The sequence below is a fragment of the Rhodoferax potami genome (genome assembly GCF_032193765.1).
In the GTDB taxonomy this organism is placed as follows: Bacteria; Pseudomonadota; Gammaproteobacteria; order Burkholderiales; family Burkholderiaceae_C; genus Allorhodoferax; species Allorhodoferax potami.
Window position 1 is genome coordinate 3,033,189 of record NZ_JAVBIJ010000001.1, and the last position, 23,556, is coordinate 3,056,744.

Sequence of the window (23,556 nt, forward strand, 5' to 3'; positions counted from 1 at the left end):
GCTCGATTAAATACCCATGCTTTCACCCAGTTGTACGGGTTTGGCGGGCGACCATTCGGGGTTGAAGTTCAGCGCATCTTTGCGAAACAGCAAAACGACGGTAGAGCCAAGCAAGAAACGGCCCATCTCATCACCCTGCTTGAGAACTACGTTACCCGGCTCGTAATGCCACTCTGTCACCTGTGGCAATCGCGGGGGGTTCACCAGGCCATGCCAGGTGGTTGCCATACTGCCGACCACGGTGGCACCCACCAAAGTCAACACAAACTCACCATGGGGCGAATCGAACACGCAGACTACCCGCTCGTTGCGTGCAAACAGGCCCGGCACGCCGCGGGCTGTCGTGGGGTTGACTGAAAACAAGTCACCCGGCACATAGATCATGCGGCGCAATTCACCGTCACAGGGCATGTGGATGCGGTGGTAGTCGCGCGGGCTGAGGTAAATGGTAGCGAAGGTGCCGTGGTCGAACTGAGCGGCCAACTCGGCATCGCCACCCACCAGAGCCGTGCTGCTGTAGTGGTGACCCTTGGCCTGGAATATCTGGTCCTTGTCGATCGCACCGAACTGACTGATCGCGCCATCCACAGGGCACACAAAGGGTGCGTGTGCCAGGGGGCGGACACCAGGCTTCAAAGCCCGGGTAAAAAACTCGTTGAAGGTCGGGTACGCGGCGGGGTCTGGATTGGCGGCTTCCGCCATGTTGACTTTGTATTTGCCGATGAACCAGCGAATCAGCGCCGTTGTAGCCTTACCCCCGCGCGCGCCAGCCACCAGACCGGCAAACGCCGTAAGGGCTTTTTTGGGGAGTAGGTACTGCGGGAGTACGGCGAGGGCATCAGACACAGGGCAACTCCCGAAAGAAAAAGAGGGCCATTCTACTGACGCCTCTTGTTCTCGATAGAGCGTTTCCCCCTACTTTCCCGGATCTCAGGAATCGGCGGTGAATCCGATTTTCTTGATCAAGGGCCCCCAGGTGTCGAACTCTGATTTTTGCCAGCGGGCTTGCTCTTCAGGGGTGGAGCCGCGGGGAATCAAGCCGACCAGCGCCAAGCTGTCGATGACCGATTTCTCCTTCAAGGCTGCGTTGATCGCCGTGCTAGCGGCCGTCACCACTGACTTCGGAGTGTTTGCAGGCGCATAGAAACCGAACCACTCTTCGGTCGTCAGCTCCGGGAAACCCTGTTCGGCAAAGGTAGGGACCTCGGGCGCGTACGGCGAGCGGTTGGGGCCGGAGGTAGCCAGAATGCGCAACTTGCCAGCCTTGTAATTGGCCAGGTAGTCGCCGTGCGGCGTCACCATGGCGGCCACTTGACCACCCACCAGATCGGTCACGCCGGGCACCGAGCCGCGATACGGCACATGCCGGAGGTCCACCCCGCTATTGATGCCCAGCAAAGCGCCAATGAAATGCGGTGTGGAGCCCGCCCCGGGCGAACCGTAACTCGCATCCTTGGGGTTGGCCTTGGCCCACGCCAGGAAATCCTTCACTGTCCGGACATTGGCAGGCACCATGGGGCCCACCGCCAGGCCGTGGTGCATGATGGCCGCGATGGAGACAGGGGCGAAGTCCTTGTCGGTGTAGGGCATCTTGTTGAAGATGTGCGGATAGTTAGCAAGCGCTGACACCTGCGAGAGCGCCAGCACCGAACCATCGGCCGGCGCGCTTTTGAGGGCCTCGAGGGCGATACGACCGCCAGCGCCGGGCTTGTTTTCCACAATGCCTGCGTTTTTACTGAAGGGCGTACCCGCCCACTTTTCCGCGACCCGGCGCGCCACGGTGTCGCCGGAACTTCCCGGCGGGAAGCCGAAATACACCTTGACTTGGTCTACCTGCGCTTGCGCAGTGAGTGGATAAAGCGCGCCCAAAGCAGCGCTGCTGCCCAAGGCCTGAATGAGTTGCCTGCGAGTGAACATGGTTGTCTCCTATTTTTAATTGGCAGGTTGCACAGGGAAAGAAATGCTGCTGAGTTAGCGGGGCGCCATGCGCAGCGCGCCATCGAGCCGGATCACCTCGCCATTGAGGTGTCCATTGGTCACGATGTGGCAGGCCAGTTCGGCGAACTCTTGTGGTTTGCCCAAGCGTGGCGGGAAGGGAATGCTGGCCGCAAGAGATTGCTGCACGGCTTCCGGCAACTCCTTCATCAAGGGGGTGGCAAACAAACCGGGGGCTACCGTGCACACCCGAATCGCGTGCTGCGCGAGGTCTCGGGCCATGGGCAGCGTCATGCCGACCAGGCCACCCTTGGATGCGCTGTAGGCCTGCTGACCCACTTGGCCATCAAAAGCCGCAACCGATGCCGTGAACATCATCACGCCACGCTCGCCGTTGTCCAGCGGAGCCAGCTTGCTGCAGGCGGCCGCGAACAAGCGGCTGATGTTGTAGGCGCCTATGAGGTTGATGGACACCACACGCGCAAAGTCCTCCAAGGGCGCTGCAGTTCCATCACGCTGCACCACGCGCTTGGCACTGCCGATGCCGGCCACGTTCATCAGGATGCGCGCGGCACCCAAGGCGCGTTCGGATGCATCTAAAGCAGCTTGCACGCTGTCAGTCTGCGTGATGTCGCAACGCAGCGCGATGGCACGGTCCTCACCGAACTCTGCCCGGATCGCGGACGCCACGGTTTCTGCTTGTGCTTCATTGATGTCCAGCACGGCGACTTTCGCGCCCAGTCTGGCCAGCTCGCGGGCAGTCGCTTCACCTAAACCCGATGCTGCACCGGTCACCAGTGCGGTTTGTCCTTGAATATGCATGTCTTTTTCCTGGGCTGAGGCGCACTCAGGCCGTGGGTTTGATGATGAAAGGCAGGGCGTCGTCGTGCAGCCCCTCGACCAAGGTGTGGCGGTGTTTCAAGACAGCCCGTTGGTTCAGCGAGCCCTTGTCGGTGATCTCGCCCTTTTCGGCGGACGGTGGCTCCACCATCAGCAGTGCGCGGGCGATGCGGCTTGCACTGCCTGTGGCTTCGCGGGCCAGCTGATCGATAACAGCCTCTATACGCTGGCGCACTGGCGCACTCTGGACCACATCCGCCCAAGGCGCATCCGCAGGAAGATTTGCGACGTCGCGACAAGCCGCAGACAAGAACAGCAGCGCCCCGACTTCTTTGCGGTTCAGTCCGGTAATCACCGCGTCCTGGATGTAGGGCGCGCCCGACACCACGATCTTGGCGCGCATGGGGCCCACGCTGACGAAGGTACCCGTGGAGAGCTTGAAGTCCTCTGCGATCCGGCCATCAAAGCGCAGGCCACGGTGGATATCAGACTCGGAAATCCACTTCACCGCATCGCCAGTGCAGAGGTAACCTTCCTCATCAAATGCATCCCGGGTGGCAGCCTCGGTACGCCAATAGCCGGGGGTCACGTTGGGCCCGCGGTAGCGCACTTCGGTTTTGCCATCCACCTCCACCAGCTTGAGCGTCATGCCCGGCACCGGCACGCCGATGTCGCCGGACGCCACATCCGGGCTGTTCACGAACATGGCAGAGGGCGAAGACTCGGTCATGCCGAGCCCGGTGGCCATCACAATGCGCTCGCCGATGGCGGACTCCTGGATAGCGTGGAGCTTGTCCCACACCGGCTGAGACAACCCTGCACCGGAATAGAAGAACACCTTCAGGCGCGACAGCAAGGTGGTGCGCAACGCCTCATCCGACTCCATGGCCGACGCGATCATCTCGAAGCCGGTGGGCACATTGAAGTACACCGTCGGCGCTATCTCCCGCAGGTTACGTAGCGTCTCGCCAATAAGCGCCGCAGTGGGCTTGCCGTCATCGATGTACAGCGTGCCACCGTGTTGCAGGGTGAGCCCGAAATTGTGGTTGCCACCAAACGTGTGATTCCAGGGCAGCCAGTCCACCAACACGGGTGGTGCTTCGGCAAACACGGGCAAGGACAAGGAGATCTGCTGCAGGTTGGCACACCACATGCGCTGTGTGTTGATGACCGGCTTGGGCAGCTTGGTGGAACCGCTGGTGAACAAGAACTTCACGATGGTGCCCGGGCCGGTGGCATGCATGGCAGCGTCCACAGCGGGCGTGGCCGTTGTGGCCAACAGGGACGCGTAGAAAGTTGCCGCCCGGCCTTGCATGTGCCCGGCTGCAGCTACCACTTCGACATCCGGGCCGACCGTGGCGGCGAAGCCAGCGCCATAGCGTGATGCATCTGCCACAAACACCAGCCCCGGCGTCAGGGTGTCCATCACGTGGCGCAGCTTCTCGTAGTCCTGGCTCACGGTGGCATAGGCTGGAGACACCGGGCAATAGGGCACGCCGGCATACAGGCAACCCAGCGCCATCATGGCGTGCTCGAGGCTGTTCTCGCTCAGGATGACGACTGGCCGTTCCGGGCTCAAGCCCCGGTCTAATAGCGCCTGCCCGATGCTGCGGGCGCTTTCCAGCGCCTGGGCATAGGTGATGTGCAGCCATTCGCCGGTCGTGCCGTCCGGCAACTGCCGGCGTCGGGCCAGGAAAGTCTGCTCCGGCGTGATCTCCGCCCAATGCACTAGGTAGTCAGCGATCCGGCGGGCATAGGCACCCAATGCCAGATCAGCCTGCAGATACCGGACGCCGGGCGCGCCGTCAGTGACGGTAATGCGGGTAACGCCGAATTTGGTCTCGCGGTAACGCGGGGTGGGGAGTTGCATGTCGCTCATGGCCTCAGTCCTGCTTGCGTACCTTGGCGGCACGGCCTTCCAAGAAGTCGTTCAGACGGGTCTTGGCTTCCGGTGCGCTCTGGGCAATAGCGGCCATCATGGCTTCAGTGAACAGCCCTTGGTCGGCCGGTTGCTCTGCAATGCGCGGCAAGGCGTGCATCAGGGCGTAGTTCGTCAGAGGTGCGTTCTGCGCCACTCGCACCGCCAGCTCAACGGCCTTGTCGAAGGCAGCACCTTCCGGCACCAGGTATTGCGCAAGACCAATGCGCTCACCATCCTGCGCGTTGTACACACGGCCGGTGAGCATCATGTCGGTCATACGGGCCGCACCGATCAATTTGGGAATGCGCACCGCACCGCCGCCGCCCACAAAAATGCCGCGGGAACCCTCCGGCAAAGCATAGAAAGTGGATGCATCCGCAACTCGAATGTGGCAAGCGCTTGCCAACTCCAAGCCCCCACCCACCACGGCGCCTTGCAGAGCTGCGATCACAGGAACGGGCCCGTATTGCACACGCTCCAGCGCGGCGTGCCACATGCGGGAATGGTGCAAGCCCTGGCCGGCATCACGCTCTTTGAGCTCACTCAAGTCCAGACCTGCACAGAAGTGCGGCCCCTCGCCGGCGATCACGGCAGACCGCACGCCTTCGGGCATGTTTTCGAACAGATCCCGCAGGGCGAGGATGAGTCCGTCGTTCAGGGCGTTGCGCTTGGCGCCGCGGGTCAGGCGGATCACCGCCACCTCTTGTTCCTCACCGAGGCGTTCGAAATGGATATCGGGGTGTTGCGTAAAAGTTTTCATAATGGCGCAATTTTGGTTATAGTTAATAACCAAATCAAGTCACTTGAACGCTCTTTTTCTAGGTAGTTTCCCTTGCCATCCTTCCCGGAAAGCACGTAATCAGGGAGGCTGCCCCCGTGCGTCCACAGACAACTAACAGGAGACAACCATGGACTACAAAAACCTGCGCGCCATCGATATCCACACCCACGCGGAAGTGAGTTGCTGGAACCCGTTTGACAACTACGGCGAGGAGTACGACCGCGCCGCCGACAAGTACTTCAAAAACGGGCGACGCCCCACGATTGCAGAAACCGTGGCCTATTACCGCGAACAGAAAGTCGGCTTGGTGATGTTCACCGTGGACGCCGAGTCCAAAATGGGCCGCCGCCGCATTCCCAACGAAGAGATTGCCGAAGCCGCCAAAGCTAATAGCGACATGATGACGGCCTTTGCCAGCATCGACCCGCACAAAGGCAAGATGGGTGCGCGCGAGGCGCGCAAGCTGATCGAGGAGCACGGCATCAAGGGCTTCAAGTTCCACCCCACGGTGCAGGCCTACCACCCCTACGACAAGATGGCTTGGCCCATTTACGAGGTGATCGCCGAATACGGCATGCCGGCCATTTTCCACACCGGCCACAGTGGCATCGGCAGCGGCATGCGCTGCGGCGGCGGACTGCGGCTCGAATACAGCAACCCCATGCACCTCGACGATGTGGCCATCGACTTCCCGGACATGCAAATCGTCATGGCCCACCCCAGCTTCCCATGGCAAGACGAGGCCTTGAGCGTGGCCACCCACAAGCCCAACGTCTGGATTGACCTGTCGGGCTGGAGCCCCAAATACTTTCCCAAGCAACTGGTGCAATACGCCAACACCCTGCTCAAAGACCGCGTCTTGTTCGGCTCGGACTACCCGCTCATCACCCCGGAACGGTGGATGAAAGACTTTCAGGAAGCAGGCTTCAAACCCGAGGTGATGCCCGGCATCCTGAAAGACAACGCGGTGCGCTTGCTGCGCCTCGACCCGACGGCGGTAGCCGGCGAGTAAAGCGCGGCTCAGTTGGCTGGGGTATAGACCTTTTGCAGCAGGCGGATCAGGGTTTTGCGCTCTGCGTCCGTTAAGCGGGAGGTGGCATCCATCTCGAGGTCAAAGGCCGTTTGCTCGGCCTGCGCCATCAGCTCTACCCCCTGGGGCGTGAGGTGCACGCCCATGGCCCGGCCATCGCTTGGGTGGGGCAGTCGCTCAATCAGACCCCGCCGCTCCAGTGTGGCAATCAACCCCACGAGATTGGGCGGCAACACGTTGAGTGCTGCGCACAGCTGGCGGGACGTGATGCCCGGATTGTGGGCGACCAGCGAGAGCACCGAGAAGTCCACCACCTTGAGGTCATAGGGTGCCATGCGCACCATGAAGGTCTCGATGATCGCGAGTGACGCGCGCCGGGCGTTGTAGCCCACCAGCGTGCGCAAGTAGCTGGTGTCTACAGGTTCTACCGGAAGCGCATCAGGGGCCGCCGCGCGCTGACGCCCGCTTTTGGCAGTTGCCAGACTGGCCGACGCCGCAGGTTTGCGCACACGAGCCACCGGCTTGGACTTGACGGAGGGCGACTGGGCAGAGGTAGAAATTTTTTTCAATGGATTCAGAACAAAATCAACGCCTAGCCCTCGCGGAATATGCGCAAGCAGCTATCAAAAAAGGAGCGATCAACACGTTGAATTCAACCCAACTGTTGACCGCGTGGGGTGAATGCTAACGGTTGAACCTTGCCGCAAACTGGCTGCACAGACACCGGCACCGGCTCAGACCAGCCCGTGCTTTCTGGCGCGGTAGGCCAGTTTGGCGCGGCTGGTGTTCAGCAGCCGTGCTGCCGCCGACAGGTTGCCCCCCGAAGCTGCAATCGCCTTTTGGAGCAGCGATTGCTCGGTTTGCTCCAAGGTCATTGCCTGCGCCGCCGAGACCGGGTGCGCGGGCGCTGCAGCCGTTTTGCCTGCGAGATTCAGCACACCGCCATCGGTTGTTTGCCGCAAAGTCAGCGCCTCCGAGCGGTGAACCTCACCGCCGGTGAAGAGGTGATGCACATCAATCAAGCCGCCGGCATCCGCCAGAATCACCGCCCGCTCCACCAGGTTCTGCAGTTCACGGATGTTGCCCGGGTAGTCGTAGTTCACCAGGTGGCGCACGGCCGCTTGGGTAAAGCCTTTGACGTCGCAATCGTGCTTGCGGCGGTAGTGGTGGATGAAATGGTTCATCAACAGCGGTATGTCATCCCTGCGTTCGCGCAAGGGCGGCAGATGGATGGGCACCACATTCAGCCGGAAAAACAGGTCCTCCCGGAACGTCCCCTTGCGCACTGCCTCGCGCAATGCCTCGTTGGTCGCGGCGACCACCCGCACATCCACCGCCACACTGCGGGTGCCGCCCACACGCTCGATCTGCCCTTCCTGCAAGGCGCGCAAGAGTTTGCCCTGGGCCACAAAGCTCAGGGTGGCGATTTCGTCCAGAAACAAGGTACCCCCATGGGCGCGCTCGAAGCGGCCCGGCCTCGACATCGTGGCTCCAGTGAACGCACCCCGCTCCACCCCGAACAGCTCCGACTCGATCAAGGTCTCCGGAATGGCCGCGCAATTCACCGCAATAAAGGGCTGATTTTTGCGCGGGCTGATCTGGTGCAACATGCTGGCAAACTTCTCTTTGCCCACGCCCGACTCGCCGGTAAACAGCACCGTCGCCGACGTCCGGGCCACCCGGCTAAGCTGCTGGCAGGCCGCTTTAAACGCCGAAGACGCGCCCACCATGGCGTCGCCTGCCACGCGGTCTGCGGCGGGCAACTCGGCGGCTTGCTCGTCACCGCGGTCATACGCGGCGGCATCCACGAACTCATGCGCATTCAAATAGCGCATGTCTTCCTCGACACCGTCCCACTGGTGGGCCGATTTGCCCACCACCCGGCAATGCCCGTCCCCCATGGAGCGGCATTCGAGCTCGCGAAACACAATCAGGCGCCCGAACAGCGTGCTCACATAGCCGGTGGCGTAGCCCACCTGCATCCAGCAGGCGGGTGACCCGCCGACCCCATAGGCCGCAATGTGTTCGTCGTCCTCACTGGAGTTGTGCCACAAGAATTCGCCTTCGTAGCTGCCGGTCTTGGCGTCATAGGCCACATGCACCAGCTCCACCTGCACCATGCCCTCCAGGGCGTGCAGGCGGGTTCCGGCAATCGCAGAGGCCAGCGGCTCGGCATCGGGCCATTGCTTGCGCACCAGTTGCGCATCCCGGGCGCCGCTCACATAGCCTGCCCGGGTCAGCAAGCCGCGCGCCTGCTTCAGGCCCAAGCTGTCCACCATCTCGCGGCGCAGCGAGCCCAGCGCCTCGGTGTGCATCAGCACGACCCGCTGGTCTTGCAGCCAGATGCGGCCGTCTCCGGGCGAAAAAAACAAACACTCGCTGATATCGGTCAGATTCGGGTGCGCATCGCCACTGACAGAGGTACTGGCAAAACCGCCCCCGAACACACGGTTGCGCTCGGGCTGTGCGCCGCCCAACACAGTGCCGGTGGTGCGGGCCACATCGGCCAGTGAGATGCGTGAGGCCCTGGATGGCATAGCGGTTTTCAAGTGATCAAATGGTGAAATATCGTTATATTATTTAATCATTTGATGCATTTTCCGGCGCGGGTTAACCCTTTGCCGCGCACAAAAAAGTCACCTAGGGAAAGTCCTTAACCCTCGAGTGAACTCCGGGTCACTACCGTGCACTTTTCCCGGGTCCCCGCCCCCTGCTGGTCTGCGCCTTGCAATCCATCAAACAACCACTCGCGAAGTGGCGATTTGATAAACCGATTGAAAGGATGCTTTCCCATGGGAACGACTGAGACCAATGCATGGCTGGATTTTTCAGCCACCCCTCCGGCCGCCCTCGGCAACGGTGTACGCCAAGTGATCGAACCCGCCACCGGCGAGGTGCTGTGTACCGTGGGTATTGCCAACGCGACGGACGTTGCCAAGGCAACGGCAGAGGCCGCCATTGCCCAAGCCCGGTGGGTGATGGTGCATCCCCGCGAAAAGGCGGAGATCTTCCGCCGCGCTGCGAGTCTGTTTCAACAGCATTTCGACACCCTGTCGCTGTTCGTCGCCCGAGAGACGGGCGGCATTCTGCCCAAGGGGCAACATGAAATCCGCGAGGCCGCTCTGATCTGCAACCTGGCGGCCGGCATGCCTTTGCAAGCCCAAGGCCAGGTGCTGCCCAGCCAATACGGCCGCACCAGCCTGGCCCGCCGCGTGCCACATGGGGTGGTGGGCGTGATCTCGCCGTTCAACTTTCCGATGATCCTGGCCATTCGTGCGGTGGCACCCGCCTTGGCTGCCGGTAATGCGGTCATCATCAAACCGGACACCCGCACGCCTGTGAGCGGCGGCTTGATGATTGCCAGCGTATTCGCCCAGGCCGGTTTGCCCGCAGGGCTGCTGCAAGTGCTGCCGGGCGATGCGGAGGCCGGCGAAGCGCTGGTCACCGACCCGCTGGTGCCCATGATTGCCTTCACCGGTTCCCCTGCCGTGGGGCGCCGTATCGGCGAACTGGCAGGCCGCCATTTGAAGAAGGTGTCGCTCGAGTTGGGCGGCAGCAATGCCCTGGTCATTCTGGATGACGCGGACCTCGACGTCGCGGCCAGCAATGCCGCTTGGGGCGCGTTCTTCCACCAGGGCCAGATTTGCATGGCTTCCAACCGGATTCTGGTGCACGAGAGCATGGCGCAAGGCCTGATTGAAAAGATGGTGGCCAAGGCAACGCACCTGCCGGTCGGCAATGGTGCCAGCGGCCAAGTGGCACTCGGCCCGGTGATCGACGCCAAACAGCGCGATCGCATTCACCAACTGGTGCAAGACAGCATTGCCGCTGGCGCCAAGCTGGAGGCGGGTGGCACGTTTGAAGGCTTGTTTTACCAGCCCACGGTGCTCTCCGGTGTGCGCCCCGGCATGCGGGTGTTTGACGAAGAGACCTTTGGCCCGGTGGCCAACATCATCAGCTACCGCAACGAAACCGAAGCCGTCGCGCTGGCCAACCAGCACCACGGCAGCTTGGCGTCGGCGGTGATTTCGGCCTCCGTGGGCCGCGCCATGGCGGTGGGCCGGCAGCTCAAGTCGGGCATGGTTCACATCAACGACCAGACGGTGAACGACGAATGCGTCAACCCCTTTGGCGGCCCCGGCATTGCCGGCAACGGCACCAGTGTGGGCGGCCCGGCTGACTGGGAGGAATACACCCAGTGGCAGTGGGTCACCATCAAAGACCACGCCACCGCCTACCCGTTTTGAACACCAGGAGAACATGATGAACTTGCATGGAAAAACGATTGTCGTGACCGGCGTGTCCTCCGGCATCGGGGCCGAGGTAGCCCGGCTGGCTCGTTTTGAAGGCGCCCAAGTGATCGGCGTGGACCGCAATGACGCCAGCATCTCGATGGCGGGCTTTGTCAAAGCGGACTTGAGTACGGTGGCCGGTATCGATGCCGCAGTGGCCCAACTGCCCGCGCAGATCGACGCGCTCTGCAACATTGCCGGCGTTCCCGGCACCGCCGATCGCGAGCTGGTGGCGCGGGTGAACTACCTCGGCTTGCGCCATCTGAGCGAGCAGGTCTTGCCGCACATCCGGCGCGGCGGCGGCATTGTCAATGTGGCGTCCATTCTCGGAGCCGAATGGCCGCTGAGGCTGGATGTCCACAAAGCGTTGGCTGTAGTCCAAGGCTTTGACGCGGGGGCCCAGTGGCTGCAGGCACACCCGGTGCCCCAAGAGACCTGCTACCAGTACTTCAAGGAAGCCCTGATTGTGTGGAACACGGTGCAGTCACAGGAATGGTTCCTGAAAACCGGGGTGCGCATGAACTGCGTGGCCCCCGGCCCGGTGTTCACCCCCATCCTCGGCGATTTCGTCACCATGCTAGGCGCAGACCGTGTGCAGGCCGATGCCCACCGCATGGCGCGCCCGGCCTTCCCGGACGAGGTGGCCTCGGTCATTGCCTGGCTGTGCAGCGACGCGGCGCGCTGGGTGAGTGGTGTCAACATCCCGGTCGATGGCGGGCTGGCCTCGACCTACCTCTGAGCCCACGGGGGAACTCCGCCTGGAAGGGCGGGACGGTTCAGTGGCATCATCCCCGCCATGAGTGCCTCCCGCATCCCCCCGATTCAGTGCCTGTTGACTTTTGAAGCCCTGGCGCGCCTGCGCTCGGTCACCCTGGCGGCAGAAGAACTCTTTGTCACCCCTAGTGCCGTCAGCCACCGAGTGCGGCAGCTGGAGCAGATCATCGGCACCAAGCTGTTCGGCCGTGCGGACTTTTCGCTGACCACCGAGGGCAGCGAATACCTGGCCCATGTGCGCGAAGGCCTGGCCATCCTGCAGAAATTTCCCAGCGCCGCTGCGGCACCTGGCAAGCGCAAGCTGCGCCTCGCGGTCACGCCCACGTTTTCGCGCTCCATTTTGATCCCGCGGCTGCGCCAGTTCACCGACGCCTATCCCGAGATCGACCTGACACTGCAGGTGTCCATTCCGCTGCTCGACGTGGTGGCTGAAGATGCAGACCTGATGGTGCGCTTCGGAGCTGGCCGCTATGCCGACATGGAGCATGTGTGCCTCATGAAGGACGAGATCACGCCCCTCGCCTCACCCGCTTTTGTGCGCGAGCACGGCCCGTTCGAAACCCCGCAAGACCTGGCCAACCTGCCTCTGTTGCGCAGCCCGCTGGAGCCCTGGCGCACCTGGTTTGCCGCCAACGGGCTGGACTGGCCGGAGCCGGTAGAGGGCTCGCAGTTCAACGACATCGGCCTCATGTGCGATGGCGCCGCTGCCGGCATGGGCGTGGGCCTGATCCGTCTAAAGCTGGGTGCGCCCTGGCTGGACAACGGCTCGCTGGTGCGCCTGTATGCCCACAACGCGCCCAGCCCCCACGCGCACTACCTGTGCTGGCGCACCGGCGCCATGGACCGCTGGGAAGTGGCTGCCTTTGCCGACTGGCTCAAAAAGGCGGTGGGTTAGTCGCCCCCGAGACCCGTCACCGGGCCCTTTTTCACACAGCGCTGCAAGTTTCTTCACGCCACGGGGGGCCGCTTTCTTTTAGAGTGAGGTTCCACGCCACCGCCCTTTCAGCACCGGATAGCCCCCCATGAACGCCCCACTTGATCCAACCGCCCGGGAAATGCTACAAAAAAGAGAGCTTCTAGCGCAGATACTGCCTGCGCTAGAGGCCTATTTACCTAAGCATGCGCTGCTCTACCAGACCGAAGACACCACGCCTTATGAATGCGACGGCCTGACCGCCTACCGCCAGCGCCCGCTGATGGTGGCCCTGCCGGAAACTGAAGAGCAGGTGGCTGCGGTGTTGCGGGTGTGTCATGGCTTAAATGTGCCGGTGGTGGCCCGCGGCGCGGGCACTGGCCTGTCCGGTGGTGCCATGCCCCATGCTTTAGGGGTCACTCTCTCGCTGGCCAAGTTCAACAAAATCCTGAAGGTGGATAAGCGCAGTCGTACGGCGGTGGTGCAGTGCGGCGTGCGCAACCTGGCCATCAGTGAAGCGGCCGCACCCTATGGTCTGTATTACGCGCCGGACCCCAGCAGCCAGATTGCCTGCACGATTGGTGGCAACGTGGCCGAGAACTCAGGCGGCGTGCACTGCCTGAAATACGGCCTGACGCTGCACAACGTGCTCAAGGTGCGCGGCTTCACTATGGAAGGCGAGCCCATCGAGTTTGGTGGCGACGCGCTCGACGCCCCCGGCTACGACCTGATGAGCGTGGTGGTCGGCAGCGAGGGCATGCTGGCCGTGACCACCGAGGTCACTGTCAAGCTGGTGCCCAAGCCCCAGCTGGCCCGCTGCATCATGGCCAGCTTTGACGACCTGCGCAAAGCGGGCGATGCGGTGGCCGCGGTGATCGCCGCCGGCATCATCCCCGCCGGGCTGGAGATGATGGACAAGCCCATGACCGCCGCGGTGGAAGACTTTGTGCACGCGGGCTATGACCTGAGCGCCGAAGCCATTCTGCTGTGCGAAAGCGACGGCACCCCCGAAGAAGTGGAAGAAGAAATCGGGCGCATGAGTGAAGTGCTGCGCGCAGCCGGTGCTACCGGCATTGCGGTGAGCAACAGCGAGGCCGAGCGCCTGCGCTTTTGGAGCGGGCGCAAAAACGCCTTCCCCGCCAGTGGCCGCATCAGCCCTGACTACATGTGCATGGACAGCACCATTCCCCGCGCTCGGCTGGCCGACATCCTGCTAGCCATTGCAGAGATGGAGAAGAAATACCAGCTGCGATGCGCCAACGTGTTCCACGCCGGTGACGGCAACCTGCACCCGCTGATCTTGTTTGATGCGAATGACCCCGACCAGCTGCGCCGCTGCGAGCTGTTCGGTGCCGAAATTCTGGAGGCCAGCGTGGCCATGGGCGGCACGGTGACCGGCGAACACGGCGTGGGGATCGAGAAGCTCAACAGCATGTGCGTGCAGTTCAGCGCCGAAGAAAATGCCCAGATGTTTGCGCTGAAGGCCGCCTTCGACCCGCAGGGGCTACTCAACCCGGGCAAGGTCATTCCCACGTTGCAGCGCTGCGCCGAATACGGCAAAGAGCTAGTGCGCGGCGGCAAGCTCAAGCACCCCGACCTGCCGCGCTTTTAGCGCAGGGATCAGAACTTCGAACTGACGACGAAGTTGATCGCCCCGGACTCGCCGACAAACGCTTGGTACTGAAAAGACTGACCGGCCGCTGTGGTGTGGACCGAGCGCCATTGGGCGATCAGGCTTTTGCCGGTGGGGTCGTAGGCGAGCTCCAAGGGGCTGTTGCTGAACGAGGTCAGGGACACGCCTATTTTTTTGCGGGCACCGTCATACCGGGTATCGAAGGCCACCACGGTGTTGTGCAGTAGCAGCCCGATCGACTTACGCTCCGCCACCGCCTTGTCGAGCAAGCTGCGGTCCGATTGATTGAGCGAAGGCGCCGCACCCGAAGGCAGGCGGGTCAGGGAGATGGCCTCCTGGCCAAAGGCCTGGCTCGTCAAGCTGGCGCACAAGGCAACTGCAAAGACTGGGTGGTTCATCGGGCCCTCCTGACACACGCAGGAGCCCAATGTCGCACAGCCGTCGCGGCTTGAAAAGCGCTAATTGGCGGTATTTTGCAACGTGGTGTTGCGCTTACCGCCCGGCCCGCAGCGCGCAGGCGGCTCTAAAAATCAAGCCAAATAGGCACCTAGCCCTTATAAAAACTGCGCCACCAGCTATGAATTACATAGCAATCAAACCACAAAACCCCGCACCGGGTCCGCTGCGCTGCGCTGCAGCCAGTTACTCGCGGCATAGGTGGTGCTCGCATCGGTCACATGCAGGGTGTAGGCATGGCGGGACACGGCAGAGCGATTCGGTGCACTGTAGTGCGGCAGCAAGCCATGGAACACCACCAAAGCGCCAGCCTGAACCTCCAGGGGCACCGCGTTGACATTGCTGGCAGGCCACGGGGTGCTGTCGAGCTTGCGCATGGTGATGGTGTCGCCCTCGCGCTCGAAGCGCTCCCGCAACACGCCGCGGGGGCCCCGGTGGCCGCCTGGCTCGGTCCAGAGGCAGCCGTTACTCAAGGTGGCGTCTTCGAGGGCAAACCAGAAGGTGGTCACGCTGATGGGGGTGGTGTCAAAAAAGGTGGCATCCTGGTGCCAACCCACTTCGCCACCGATGCCGGGTTGCTTGAAGATATACATCGACTGCCAGACTTGCGGCTGGGTCAGCCCGAGATCGGCCGCCAACTCTGCCAACGCAGGCCCATGCGAAAAGGCCTCGAACACCGGGTCCTTGTCGTGCATCGCATGGCCGATTTTGTTGATCGAGAGCGCCTTGGCCTGTCGCAAGGCGCCGTTTGCATCGAACGCCTCTTCTTCAAAAAAGCAGCTGATGCGATCGGCCGAGTTCAAAAAGTAATGGTCCACCTTGCGCGCCTGCTCATTGGTGGTGAAAATGGTGCGGCTCTCAGCCGGATCGAAGGCGTCCACGATGGCTTCTGCCCGCGCGCGCAGGGCTGCAATCTCGGCCTTGGATTTGAAGTCGGGGAGGATCAGGTAGCCGTCTTCCGCGTAGCGGATTTTCTGTTCAGAGGTAAGCATGGGCTATGCAGAGGTTGGCAGTGTAGATAGCGTTTCAGTATAGACAGCCCGGGCAAGGGAATGCGCAAATTCGGATACGCTTGTGTGCAGGAGATACACGCACTTGAACCTCACACCCCTGATCCAACTCACCCGCGGCGGCACTCCCGAGTGCCTGCATTTCGGCGCGGTCGCTGTGACCAACCGCCTCGGACAACTCACGGCCTTTGCCGGTGACCCGCACTTGGTGACCTTTACCCGGTCCACCCTCAAGGCGCTGCAAGCGCTGCCTTTTGTCGAAGCGGGTGGCCCCGCGACCTTTGGCTTCACCCAGGCTGAAAACGCCCTGCTCTGCGCCAGCCACAACGGCGAGGCCATGCACGTGGATGCCGCCGTCAGCATGTTGGGCAAATCGGGCAACACCTATCAGACCCTGCGCTGCGGCTGCCATGTGCCACTGCTGTTCACCTACTTTGACAAAGGCGCCCCCGAGGGCGCCACCTACACCGAAGCCCACAACAACTGCAGCGGCAAGCACGCCGGCTTTGTGGCCTATTGCGTGCAGCACGACTTGCCCTTGGACGACTACACCGCCCCCGACCATCCGCTGCAGCAAGCCATTGCCCGTGATGTTGCCCGCGCCGTCGGCATGGACGTGCAAGACATGCCGCGCGGCATTGACGGATGCTCTGCACCCAACTTTGCCATGCCCTTGTCCAAGCTCGCGACCGGCTATGCGCGCCTGGCCAGTGGCGCGCAGGATGCGGAGTTCGGCGCCAGCTTTGCACTCTTGAGCGAGGCTATGACCGCCTACCCCGAGATGGTGAGCGGCACAGGGCGTAACGACCTGGACTTCATGCGCGTGGGCCGGGGCGACTGGGTCAGCAAGGTCGGTGCCGACGGTGTGCAGGTGGTCGGCAGCAAAAGCCGTGGCGAGGCTTTTGCCCTCAAGATCATTGACGGCAACAAACCCGCCCTGTTTGCCGCCAGCGTCGAGGTGCTAGACCAACTGGGTTGGCTGGATGATGCGCAACGCGCCGCACTGAAGCCCTGGCGCGCTGCCGAAATCCGCAACGCACGCGGCCTGCTGGTTGGCGAGCGACTTCCCGTATTCCAGTTACAAACACCATGAACCACAAGATCAGCCTGATAGGCGCACCTACCGACATCGGCGCGGGCAGCCGTGGCGCCAGCATGGGCCCGGAAGCCCTGCGCGTAGCCAACATCACCAGCGTGCTGCAAAGCCATGGCCTGGAAGTGCTGGACAAGGGCAACCTGAGCGGCCCGAGTAACCCGTGGCAACCCCCTGTCAATGGGTACCGCCATTTGCCTGAAGTGACCGCCTGGAACCGCAGCCTACATGACGCGGTCTACACCGAGTTGCAAGACGGGCGCATGCCCATCGTGCTGGGCGGGGACCACTGCCTGGGTATCGGCTCGATCAGCGCCGTGGCCCGCCACTGCCGCGACACCGGCAAAAAGCTGCGGGTGCTGTGGCTGGACGCCCATGCCGACTTCAACACCAACACGCTCACCCCGAGCGGCAACATCCATGGCATGCCCGTGGCCTGCCTTTGCGGCTTCGGCCCGCAGGAGTTGATCGAGATTGGCGGTCATGTGCCGGCGATCTCACCCAAGTGGGTACGCCAAATCGGTATCCGCAGTGTGGATGAAGGCGAAAAGCGCTTCGTGCATGAGCAGAACATAGAAGTGTTCGACATGCGCTACATCGACGAGATGGGCATGCGCTCCGCCATGGAGCTGGCCCTCGCCCTGATGGACAGCAACACCCACCTGCATGTGAGCTTTGATGTCGACTTTTTGGATCCGGATATCGCACCCGGCGTAGGTACCACCGTGCGGGGCGGCCCTACCTACCGCGAAGCGCAGCTCTGCATGGAAATGATTGCAGACACCGGGCGCATGGGCAGCCTTGATGTGTTCGAACTGAACCCCGCGCTCGATGAACGTAATCGCACCGCCGAAGTGGCGGTAGATTTGATCGAATCCCTGTTCGGGAAAAGTACCTTAATGCGAAAGTAGGCGGGTGGACGAGTGACCGGCATCGTTGCCGGTCCGGAACACCGCTACGGTATTGACCAGCTCGCCCGCCTGGGTGCGCAAACTGCTCGCTGCGGCAGCCATTTGCTCGACCAGTGCGGCGTTCTGTTGGGTGGTCTGGTCCATCTGGTTCACCGCGTCGCTCACTTGGTGCACACCGGCGCTCTGCTCGGAGCTCGCCGCCGTGATCTCACCCATGATGTCATTCACCCGCCGGATCGACGCGACCACCTCGGTCATGGTCTCACCCGCCTGGTTCACCAGCTTGGTGCCCTGCTCCACACGGCCGACGCTGTCATCAATCAGGCCCTTGATCTCTTTGGCCGCCTCGGCACTCCGGCCTGCCAGTGAGCGCACCTCGCTGGCCACCACCGCAAAGCCACGGCCTTGCTCACCCGCACGCGCCGCCTCGACTGCAGCATTCAAGGCCAGGATGTTGGTTTGGAAGGCAATGCCGTCGATCACACCGATGATGTCGGCAATCCGTGCCGAGGACTGGTTGATGCCCTTCATGGTCTCCACCACCTGGTCCATCACCTTGCCACCGCGCAGGGCCACGTCTGACGCGTTCACAGCCATCTGGTTGGCTTGGCGCGCGTTGTCCACGTTGTGGTTCACAGTGCTGCTCAGGGTGGCCATGCTGCTGGCAGTCTGCTGCAGCGCGCTGGCTTGCTGCTCGGTGCGCATCGACAGGTCGTGGTTGCCTTGGGCAATTTCGGAGCTGGCATTGGCCACACTCTCAGAGCCTTCGCGCACCGAAGACACCACACCAGCCAGGCCAGAGCCGATCTGGTTGATCGCTTCGACCAGGCGCCCGATTTCATCCTGGCTCTGGGCCTTGATCTGCACCGTCAAGTCGCCGCTGGCGATTTGGCTGGCGGCAAGCTGCACCTGCTGCAATGGAACCGACACCAGTCGCTTCACCATCACAAACAACACAATGGCCGTCAAGAGCACAACGCCCACGCCTACCGCAGCAAAAATATTCCGGATCTGACGCACCTCAGAAGTGAACTCATCCACATAGGCGCCGCCAGCGATCACCCAGTTGAGAGGCTTCAAGTGGCTGAAGGCCACCACCTTCTCACGCGCGGCAGAGTCTCCGAGTTCAGCGTTCTTCCAGGGGTAGCGGATGCTTCCGTTCTTTTGCTCTAGGATCTCTTTGATGAATTCGCGCCCGCTGGAGTCTTTGGAATCCAGGATGTTTTTGCCCTCTTGGGCGGGGTGCACGATCAGGTTGCCCAAATTGGGGCCCGTGCGGGCGTCCAGCACATAGAAGTAGCCGGTCTCGCCGATCTTCATAGCGCGGATCGTGTCTTTGAGTTGCTTCAGGTAGTTGCTGAAGTCCATGCCCACGAATGCCAACCCAACCACTTTGCCGGCAGTATTTTTGATCGGCTCATAGTGCGTCATGTACTGGCGGCCGAACAGGGTCGCCGGTCCGGCATAGGTCCCGCCTTCAATCACGGCTTTGTAGCCGGGGTGGGCGCGGTCAAGCAGTGTGCCCACCACACGTTCGCCCTTGTCGTTTTTCAGGGAAGTGCTCACCCGCACAAAGTCCGGGCCCGATGCCGCAAAGATGGTCGCAACCGCGCCGGTGGCCTCGGTGAATTGATCCACCACACTGAAATCCATATTGATGGGTTTGCCACCCAGAGCCAATGCTGGCGTGGGTTTGCCGGCAATGTCGATGCTCTCTCCGGTCAAATCAAACCCGGCACCGAGCCGCGCGTCAAACGTTTTGGCCAGAGTGACCGTACGGCTGCGCAAATCACTGTCGGTGGCCTCGACCAAAGACACGATGAGTTTGGTTTTCTCGGCGACCTCATCGCTGGCACGGGACTCCACCACGCGGACCAAGGTCACACCGATGCTTATCACGAGCAGGGCGACAAACACGCTCACCATTGCCATCAAGCTCAAAGAGAGCTTGCTACCCACGCCTAAGCGGGAAAACCAGGAACTTTGCTGCATAGGGACTCCAATTCAGCGACCGACATCAGACGCAACTTACAGATCTTAAATTTAATGGATTTAATGAAAAAAGCATAAAAACCGCACATTCCCATGAGGGCAAAAGGGTTTTTGGTTTGAAAATCCGGTCCTCCACCGAACCTGCCCTGTTCACACCGACAATCGCATCCTAACCATCTTTACCCCCTCTTGACCATGACCACACTCGGAACGCCTCTCTCCCCCATGCGACCAAAGTAATGCTGCTCGGCAGCGGTGAATTGGGCAAAGAAGTGTTGATTGCACTGCAACGCCTGGGGGTCGAGACCATTGCGGTGGATCGCTATGAGAACGCGCCCGGTCAGCAAGTGGCCCACCACGCGCGCACGATCACCATGAGCGATCCAGCGCAGCTCAAGGCACTGATTGAAGCGGAGCGCCCCATGCTGGTGGTGCCGGAAATTGAAGCCATTGCCACGCCCATGCTCGAAGAGCTGGAGGCCGCAGGCACGGTGCGCGTGATTCCGACCGCCCGGGCCGCCCGCTTGACGATGGACCGCGAAGGCATCCGACGCTTGGCAGCAGAAACATTGGGCCTGCCCACCAGCCCCTACCAGTTTTGTGACTCGCTGGCCGAGTTGCAGGCAGCGATCGATGGCACAAACGGGCAAGGCATTGGCTACCCCTGTATCGTCAAACCGGTCATGAGCAGCTCCGGCAAAGGCCAAAGCAAAATTGACGGCCCGGAAGATGTCCAAAAAGCATGGGACTACGCCATGGCCGGTGGCCGCGTCAGCCACGGCCGGGTCATTGTGGAAGGGTTTATCGATTTCGATTACGAAATCACCCAGCTCACCGTGCGCTCGGTCGGCGCAGATGGCCAGATCGTGACCAGCTTTTGCGACCCCATCGGGCACGTGCAGGTCAGTGGCGACTATGTCGAGAGCTGGCAGCCCATGCAAATGCACGCCGCTGCCCTGGAGCGCGCACGCGAAGTCTCCAAGGCGGTGACCGACAACCTGGGCGGGCAAGGCCTGTTTGGGGTAGAGCTGTTTGTCAAAGGCGAGCAGGTGTGGTTCAGCGAGGTCAGCCCCCGCCCCCACGACACCGGCTTGGTGACTCTGTGCACCCAGCACCAGAGCGAATTTGAGCTCCATGCCCGCGCGATTCTGGGCTTGCCGGTCGACACCTCTTTGCGCAATCCGGGCGCCAGTGCCGTGATTTACGGCGGGGCCGATGCCCAAGGCATGGTGTTTGACGGGGTGGACGAGGCCTTGGCAATCCCCGGCACCGATCTGCGCTTGTTCGGTAAACCCGAGAGCTTTACGAAGCGTCGAATGGGGGTCGCGCTAGCGCGGGCCGTGGACACCGACACCGCACGCAGCAACGCCAAGCTGGCTGCGTCGAAAGTAAAACCGCGCGTGGTTTAAGCGGCGATCCGGTCGGCTGCTGGCAGCGGTATGGCGCGGGTCTCGCCATGCCGCATCAACCACACGTGCCCGGGTGCGAGATTGCGCTCGGCCAGCGCGATCGCAAGGTCGCGAGGGGGTTGATCAAATGCCTCTTGGGTCAGCATGAAGGTGCCCCAATGCACTCCCATGGCGAGGGGCGCGTCCAGGTCCAGCAGCATCTGCACCGCATCGGCCGGATTCACGTGCATAGGCTTCATGAAGTCGCGCGGCAGGTAAGCCCCGATGGGGAGCGCCACAAAATCCATACGCCCGATCCGCTGGCGGATAGCTTGAAAGTCACGGCTGTAGCCGGTGTCCCCGGGGAACAAAAACCGCCAAGGTGCCGCGGGCGCTGCTTGCCACTCCAGGCAATAGCCGCCCCACAACGAGGCATTGGTGTCCCACGGAGTGCGCCGGCTCCAGTGTTGGGCCGGCGTGAAGTGCACCCGGATACCCTCTGCCACATCGAGCGACTCCCACCAGTCCAGCTCTTGCACCCGAGAAATGCCGCGCTGGTCAAACCAGGCTTTCAGTCCCTTAGGCACGATGAAGCGCGGCGTCTGACCGGCGGCCAGCAGGCCACGGATCGTGGCATCGCACAAATGGTCGTAATGGTTATGAGAGATCAACACCAGATCTATGCGGGGCAGCTGCGCGGGCGTCAGCGGCGCCTTTACACGGCGGCGGGCACCGACCCGGCCCCCCGGGCCGGCAAACTCTGCCAGCGTAGGGTCCATCAAGACATTCAGCCCCGCGACCTGCAGCAACACGGTCACATGCCCCAGCCAGGTCACCTGTGGTGACTCCGGCGCTTGCCGCAAAGCATAGTGGTTTACGGGTACGGTCCATGCGGCTTCAAAAGCCGCATAGCCTTGGTCTGGCGCGCGAAGCGGCTTGAAATCACCGCGCAATGTGCGCCACAACATCTCGTACCAAGGGAAATTACCGAGCTGGACCTGTGGGTCCGAGTTGGAGAAGCGGTTCGGTACAGAGCGGTTGCCGGGCATCAGTCAAACGGAGGAGGTTGAAAGGCTGCCATCATGCCCCAAGGTGCCAGACCCGCCAGCCCCGCAGGGCGGCAGGCACTACGCCTGCTGGGGCTATGTGTGAAACACCGCCACGGTGCGCACCAAGTCCTGGGCCTGTTGGCGCAGGCTGCCGGCGGCAGCCGCCATTTCTTCGACCAAAGCCGCGTTTTGCTGGGTGGCCTGGTCCATCTGGGTAACAGCCTCGCCGACCTGGTTCACGCCTTCGGACTGCGCAGCGCTGGCGGCGCTGATCTCGCCCATGATGTCTGTCACCCGGCGGATGCTGCTTACCACTTCGGTCATGGTTTCGCCGGCTTTGTCGACCAGGGTAGTACCCTGCTCCACACGGTCCACGCTGGTGCTGATCAGGGTTTTGATTTCTTTGGCGGCCTCGGCAGAGCGGCCGGCCAGGCTCCGGACCTCGCTGGCCACCACCGCGAAACCACGCCCTTGCTCACCGGCGCGGGCCGCCTCGACTGCGGCGTTCAACGCCAGAATATTGGTCTGGAAGGCAATGCCATCAATGACCCCGATGATGTCGCTGATCTTGCGGCTCGCCTCATTGATACCTTGCATGGTGAGCACCACTTCGCTCACCACCTCGCCACCGCGGGCCGCAGTGGTACTGGCGGTCATAGCGAGTGCATTGGCCTGACGGGCACTTTCGGCCGACTGGGCCATCGCGCCGGTGAGCTGCGACATCGTGTTAGCCGTGCGTTGCAAGTTAGCGGCGGTTTGCTCGGTACGGTTGCTGAGGTCTTCGTTACCCGTCGCAATCTCGTCACAGGCTACATCGATGCTGCCGGTACTGCGACGCACCGCCGAAACTGCGGCATCCATGCGCGCCAGCGTTTCACGGAGCATGGTGCCACCGCGGGTGGCGGTCGGAATGTCGTGCACATTGAGGTCGATCGTGTTTTCCCGGTTGACCTGGGCCACGAGCACCCGCAACTCGTCGCCCTCCCGGCCTGCGCGCGCCATGTTGATCGCCATGATGGATTGCACGCCGGACTGGATGACCACGTACACCGAATGGATCACGACACGGCCAAAGTTGGGCTCGGTGATGCAGTACAAACCAAAACCTGCCGCCTGCAAACGGTCAAACACCACGTGGTGGATCGCGTAAAGCACGGCACCAAAAACAATGACCCGCCAATCGCGGTAAGTCAAGAAGAGCGCCAAGGAGACAAACACCCCGAAGTGCATTTCCTCCATGCCCCTGGCGAGTTGGATGTGCAGTGCCACGAAAGAGACCAACACAAACGCCAGCACAAACCGGCTAAGCACGGTGTATCGGGCCACCGCAAACACCCCGAAGGCAAGCCCCAGCAGCAACACCGTGGCGGTAATGGCCAGCCCGCTGTCTACAAAAGACAAGCCCAGTGCGACCGACACCACCGCAGACAACACGATGGCTGACAGCAGCACCTTGTCGCCCAACTGGGCAAGGGCTTCTGTACTGGTCCGGCTTTCAGCGATGGTCATGGGAACTCCTAAATAACAGATCCCCACCA

Annotated in this window: 19 protein-coding genes and 1 pseudogene; 8 read left to right on the forward strand and 12 right to left on the reverse strand. The window is 62.1% G+C overall.

Annotation, left to right across the window (positions count from 1 at the left end; all coding sequences use genetic code 11):
• Positions 1 to 6: 6 nt before the first annotated feature.
• The 5 genes from asd to RAE21_RS14630 all read right to left on the reverse strand — a co-directional run bounded on the left by asd (position 7) and on the right by RAE21_RS14630 (position 5,456).
• Complete coding sequence (asd, locus tag RAE21_RS14610; protein ID WP_313881990.1) at positions 7 to 846, reverse strand: archaetidylserine decarboxylase; 840 nt, start codon at positions 844 to 846, stop codon at positions 7 to 9.
• A gap of 84 nt (positions 847 to 930) precedes the next feature.
• Entirely contained in the window at positions 931 to 1,917 is a 987-nt protein-coding gene (locus RAE21_RS14615; RefSeq protein ID WP_313881991.1) for a Bug family tripartite tricarboxylate transporter substrate binding protein, read from the reverse strand.
• Between the two features lie 54 nt (positions 1,918 to 1,971).
• The gene (locus RAE21_RS14620; RefSeq protein ID WP_313881992.1) at positions 1,972 to 2,757 is read right to left on the reverse strand and encodes an SDR family NAD(P)-dependent oxidoreductase; all 786 of its coding nucleotides are present in this window, start codon (positions 2,755 to 2,757) and stop codon (positions 1,972 to 1,974) included.
• A gap of 25 nt (positions 2,758 to 2,782) precedes the next feature.
• Entirely contained in the window at positions 2,783 to 4,654 is a 1,872-nt protein-coding gene (locus tag RAE21_RS14625; protein WP_313881993.1) for a feruloyl-CoA synthase, read from the reverse strand.
• 4 nt (positions 4,655 to 4,658) lie between these two features.
• On the reverse strand, positions 4,659 to 5,456 hold the full coding sequence (locus tag RAE21_RS14630; RefSeq protein WP_313881994.1) for a crotonase/enoyl-CoA hydratase family protein: 798 nt from the start codon (positions 5,454 to 5,456) through the stop codon (positions 4,659 to 4,661).
• Between the two features lie 148 nt (positions 5,457 to 5,604).
• Between RAE21_RS14630 and RAE21_RS14635 the strand changes: the two genes are divergently transcribed.
• Positions 5,605 to 6,489, forward strand: a complete 885-nt coding sequence (locus tag RAE21_RS14635) for an amidohydrolase family protein (RefSeq protein ID WP_313881995.1) — start codon at positions 5,605 to 5,607, stop codon at positions 6,487 to 6,489.
• Positions 6,490 to 6,497: 8 nt separating this feature from the next.
• Here RAE21_RS14635 and RAE21_RS14640 read toward each other — a convergent pair whose 3' ends face one another.
• Together RAE21_RS14640 and RAE21_RS14645 are read right to left on the reverse strand one after the other, a co-directional pair.
• The gene (locus RAE21_RS14640) at positions 6,498 to 6,989 is read right to left on the reverse strand and encodes a MarR family winged helix-turn-helix transcriptional regulator (protein WP_313882714.1); all 492 of its coding nucleotides are present in this window, start codon (positions 6,987 to 6,989) and stop codon (positions 6,498 to 6,500) included.
• Positions 6,990 to 7,241: 252 nt separating this feature from the next.
• Entirely contained in the window at positions 7,242 to 9,044 is a 1,803-nt protein-coding gene (locus RAE21_RS14645; RefSeq protein WP_313881996.1) for a sigma 54-interacting transcriptional regulator, read from the reverse strand.
• Positions 9,045 to 9,299: 255 nt separating this feature from the next.
• Between RAE21_RS14645 and RAE21_RS14650 the strand changes: the two genes are divergently transcribed.
• The 4 genes from RAE21_RS14650 to RAE21_RS14665 all read left to right on the forward strand — a co-directional run bounded on the left by RAE21_RS14650 (position 9,300) and on the right by RAE21_RS14665 (position 14,098).
• On the forward strand, positions 9,300 to 10,754 hold the full coding sequence (locus tag RAE21_RS14650) for a benzaldehyde dehydrogenase (RefSeq protein ID WP_313881997.1): 1,455 nt from the start codon (positions 9,300 to 9,302) through the stop codon (positions 10,752 to 10,754).
• A 16-nt stretch (positions 10,755 to 10,770) separates the two neighbouring features.
• Entirely contained in the window at positions 10,771 to 11,538 is a 768-nt protein-coding gene (locus RAE21_RS14655; RefSeq protein ID WP_313881998.1) for a coniferyl-alcohol dehydrogenase, read from the forward strand.
• 57 nt (positions 11,539 to 11,595) lie between these two features.
• Complete coding sequence (locus RAE21_RS14660; RefSeq protein ID WP_313881999.1) at positions 11,596 to 12,468, forward strand: LysR substrate-binding domain-containing protein; 873 nt, start codon at positions 11,596 to 11,598, stop codon at positions 12,466 to 12,468.
• A gap of 127 nt (positions 12,469 to 12,595) precedes the next feature.
• Positions 12,596 to 14,098: an FAD-linked oxidase C-terminal domain-containing protein gene (locus tag RAE21_RS14665; RefSeq protein ID WP_313882000.1), complete on the forward strand. Its 1,503-nt coding sequence runs from the start codon at positions 12,596 to 12,598 to the stop codon at positions 14,096 to 14,098.
• An 8-nt stretch (positions 14,099 to 14,106) separates the two neighbouring features.
• On the opposite strand, the gene RAE21_RS14670 is transcribed toward RAE21_RS14665, so the two are convergent.
• Together RAE21_RS14670 and RAE21_RS14675 are read right to left on the reverse strand one after the other, a co-directional pair.
• The gene (locus tag RAE21_RS14670; RefSeq protein ID WP_313882001.1) at positions 14,107 to 14,517 is read right to left on the reverse strand and encodes a hypothetical protein; all 411 of its coding nucleotides are present in this window, start codon (positions 14,515 to 14,517) and stop codon (positions 14,107 to 14,109) included.
• 195 nt (positions 14,518 to 14,712) lie between these two features.
• On the reverse strand, positions 14,713 to 15,567 hold the full coding sequence (locus RAE21_RS14675; protein WP_313882002.1) for a phytanoyl-CoA dioxygenase family protein: 855 nt from the start codon (positions 15,565 to 15,567) through the stop codon (positions 14,713 to 14,715).
• A gap of 103 nt (positions 15,568 to 15,670) precedes the next feature.
• Here RAE21_RS14675 and RAE21_RS14680 point away from each other — a divergent pair, with 103 nt between their 5' ends.
• Both RAE21_RS14680 and rocF read left to right on the forward strand, forming a co-directional pair.
• The gene (locus RAE21_RS14680; protein WP_313882003.1) at positions 15,671 to 16,678 is read left to right on the forward strand and encodes an asparaginase; all 1,008 of its coding nucleotides are present in this window, start codon (positions 15,671 to 15,673) and stop codon (positions 16,676 to 16,678) included.
• Positions 16,675 to 17,589 carry an arginase gene (gene rocF / locus RAE21_RS14685; protein WP_313882004.1) on the forward strand — a complete coding sequence of 305 codons (915 nt, stop codon included), beginning with the start codon at positions 16,675 to 16,677 and terminating at the stop codon, positions 17,587 to 17,589. The genes RAE21_RS14680 and rocF overlap by 4 nt, the downstream gene beginning before the upstream one ends.
• Here the strand turns inward: rocF and RAE21_RS14690 are convergent.
• On the reverse strand, positions 17,575 to 19,581 hold the full coding sequence (locus tag RAE21_RS14690) for a methyl-accepting chemotaxis protein (RefSeq protein WP_313882005.1): 2,007 nt from the start codon (positions 19,579 to 19,581) through the stop codon (positions 17,575 to 17,577). The genes rocF and RAE21_RS14690 overlap by 15 nt on opposite strands.
• Positions 19,582 to 19,776: 195 nt before the next feature.
• Between RAE21_RS14690 and purT the strand changes: the two are divergent.
• Positions 19,777 to 20,990, forward strand: a pseudogene (gene purT / locus RAE21_RS14695) (formate-dependent phosphoribosylglycinamide formyltransferase).
• On the opposite strand, the gene RAE21_RS14700 reads toward purT, so the two are convergent.
• Complete coding sequence (locus RAE21_RS14700) at positions 20,987 to 22,018, reverse strand: MBL fold metallo-hydrolase (protein ID WP_313882006.1); 1,032 nt, start codon at positions 22,016 to 22,018, stop codon at positions 20,987 to 20,989. The pseudogene purT and the gene RAE21_RS14700 overlap by 4 nt on opposite strands.
• 93 nt (positions 22,019 to 22,111) lie before the next feature.
• A complete protein-coding gene (locus tag RAE21_RS14705; protein WP_313882007.1) occupies positions 22,112 to 23,527 on the reverse strand; it encodes a methyl-accepting chemotaxis protein in 1,416 nt (471 codons plus the stop codon).
• Positions 23,528 to 23,556: the final 29 nt, after the last annotated feature.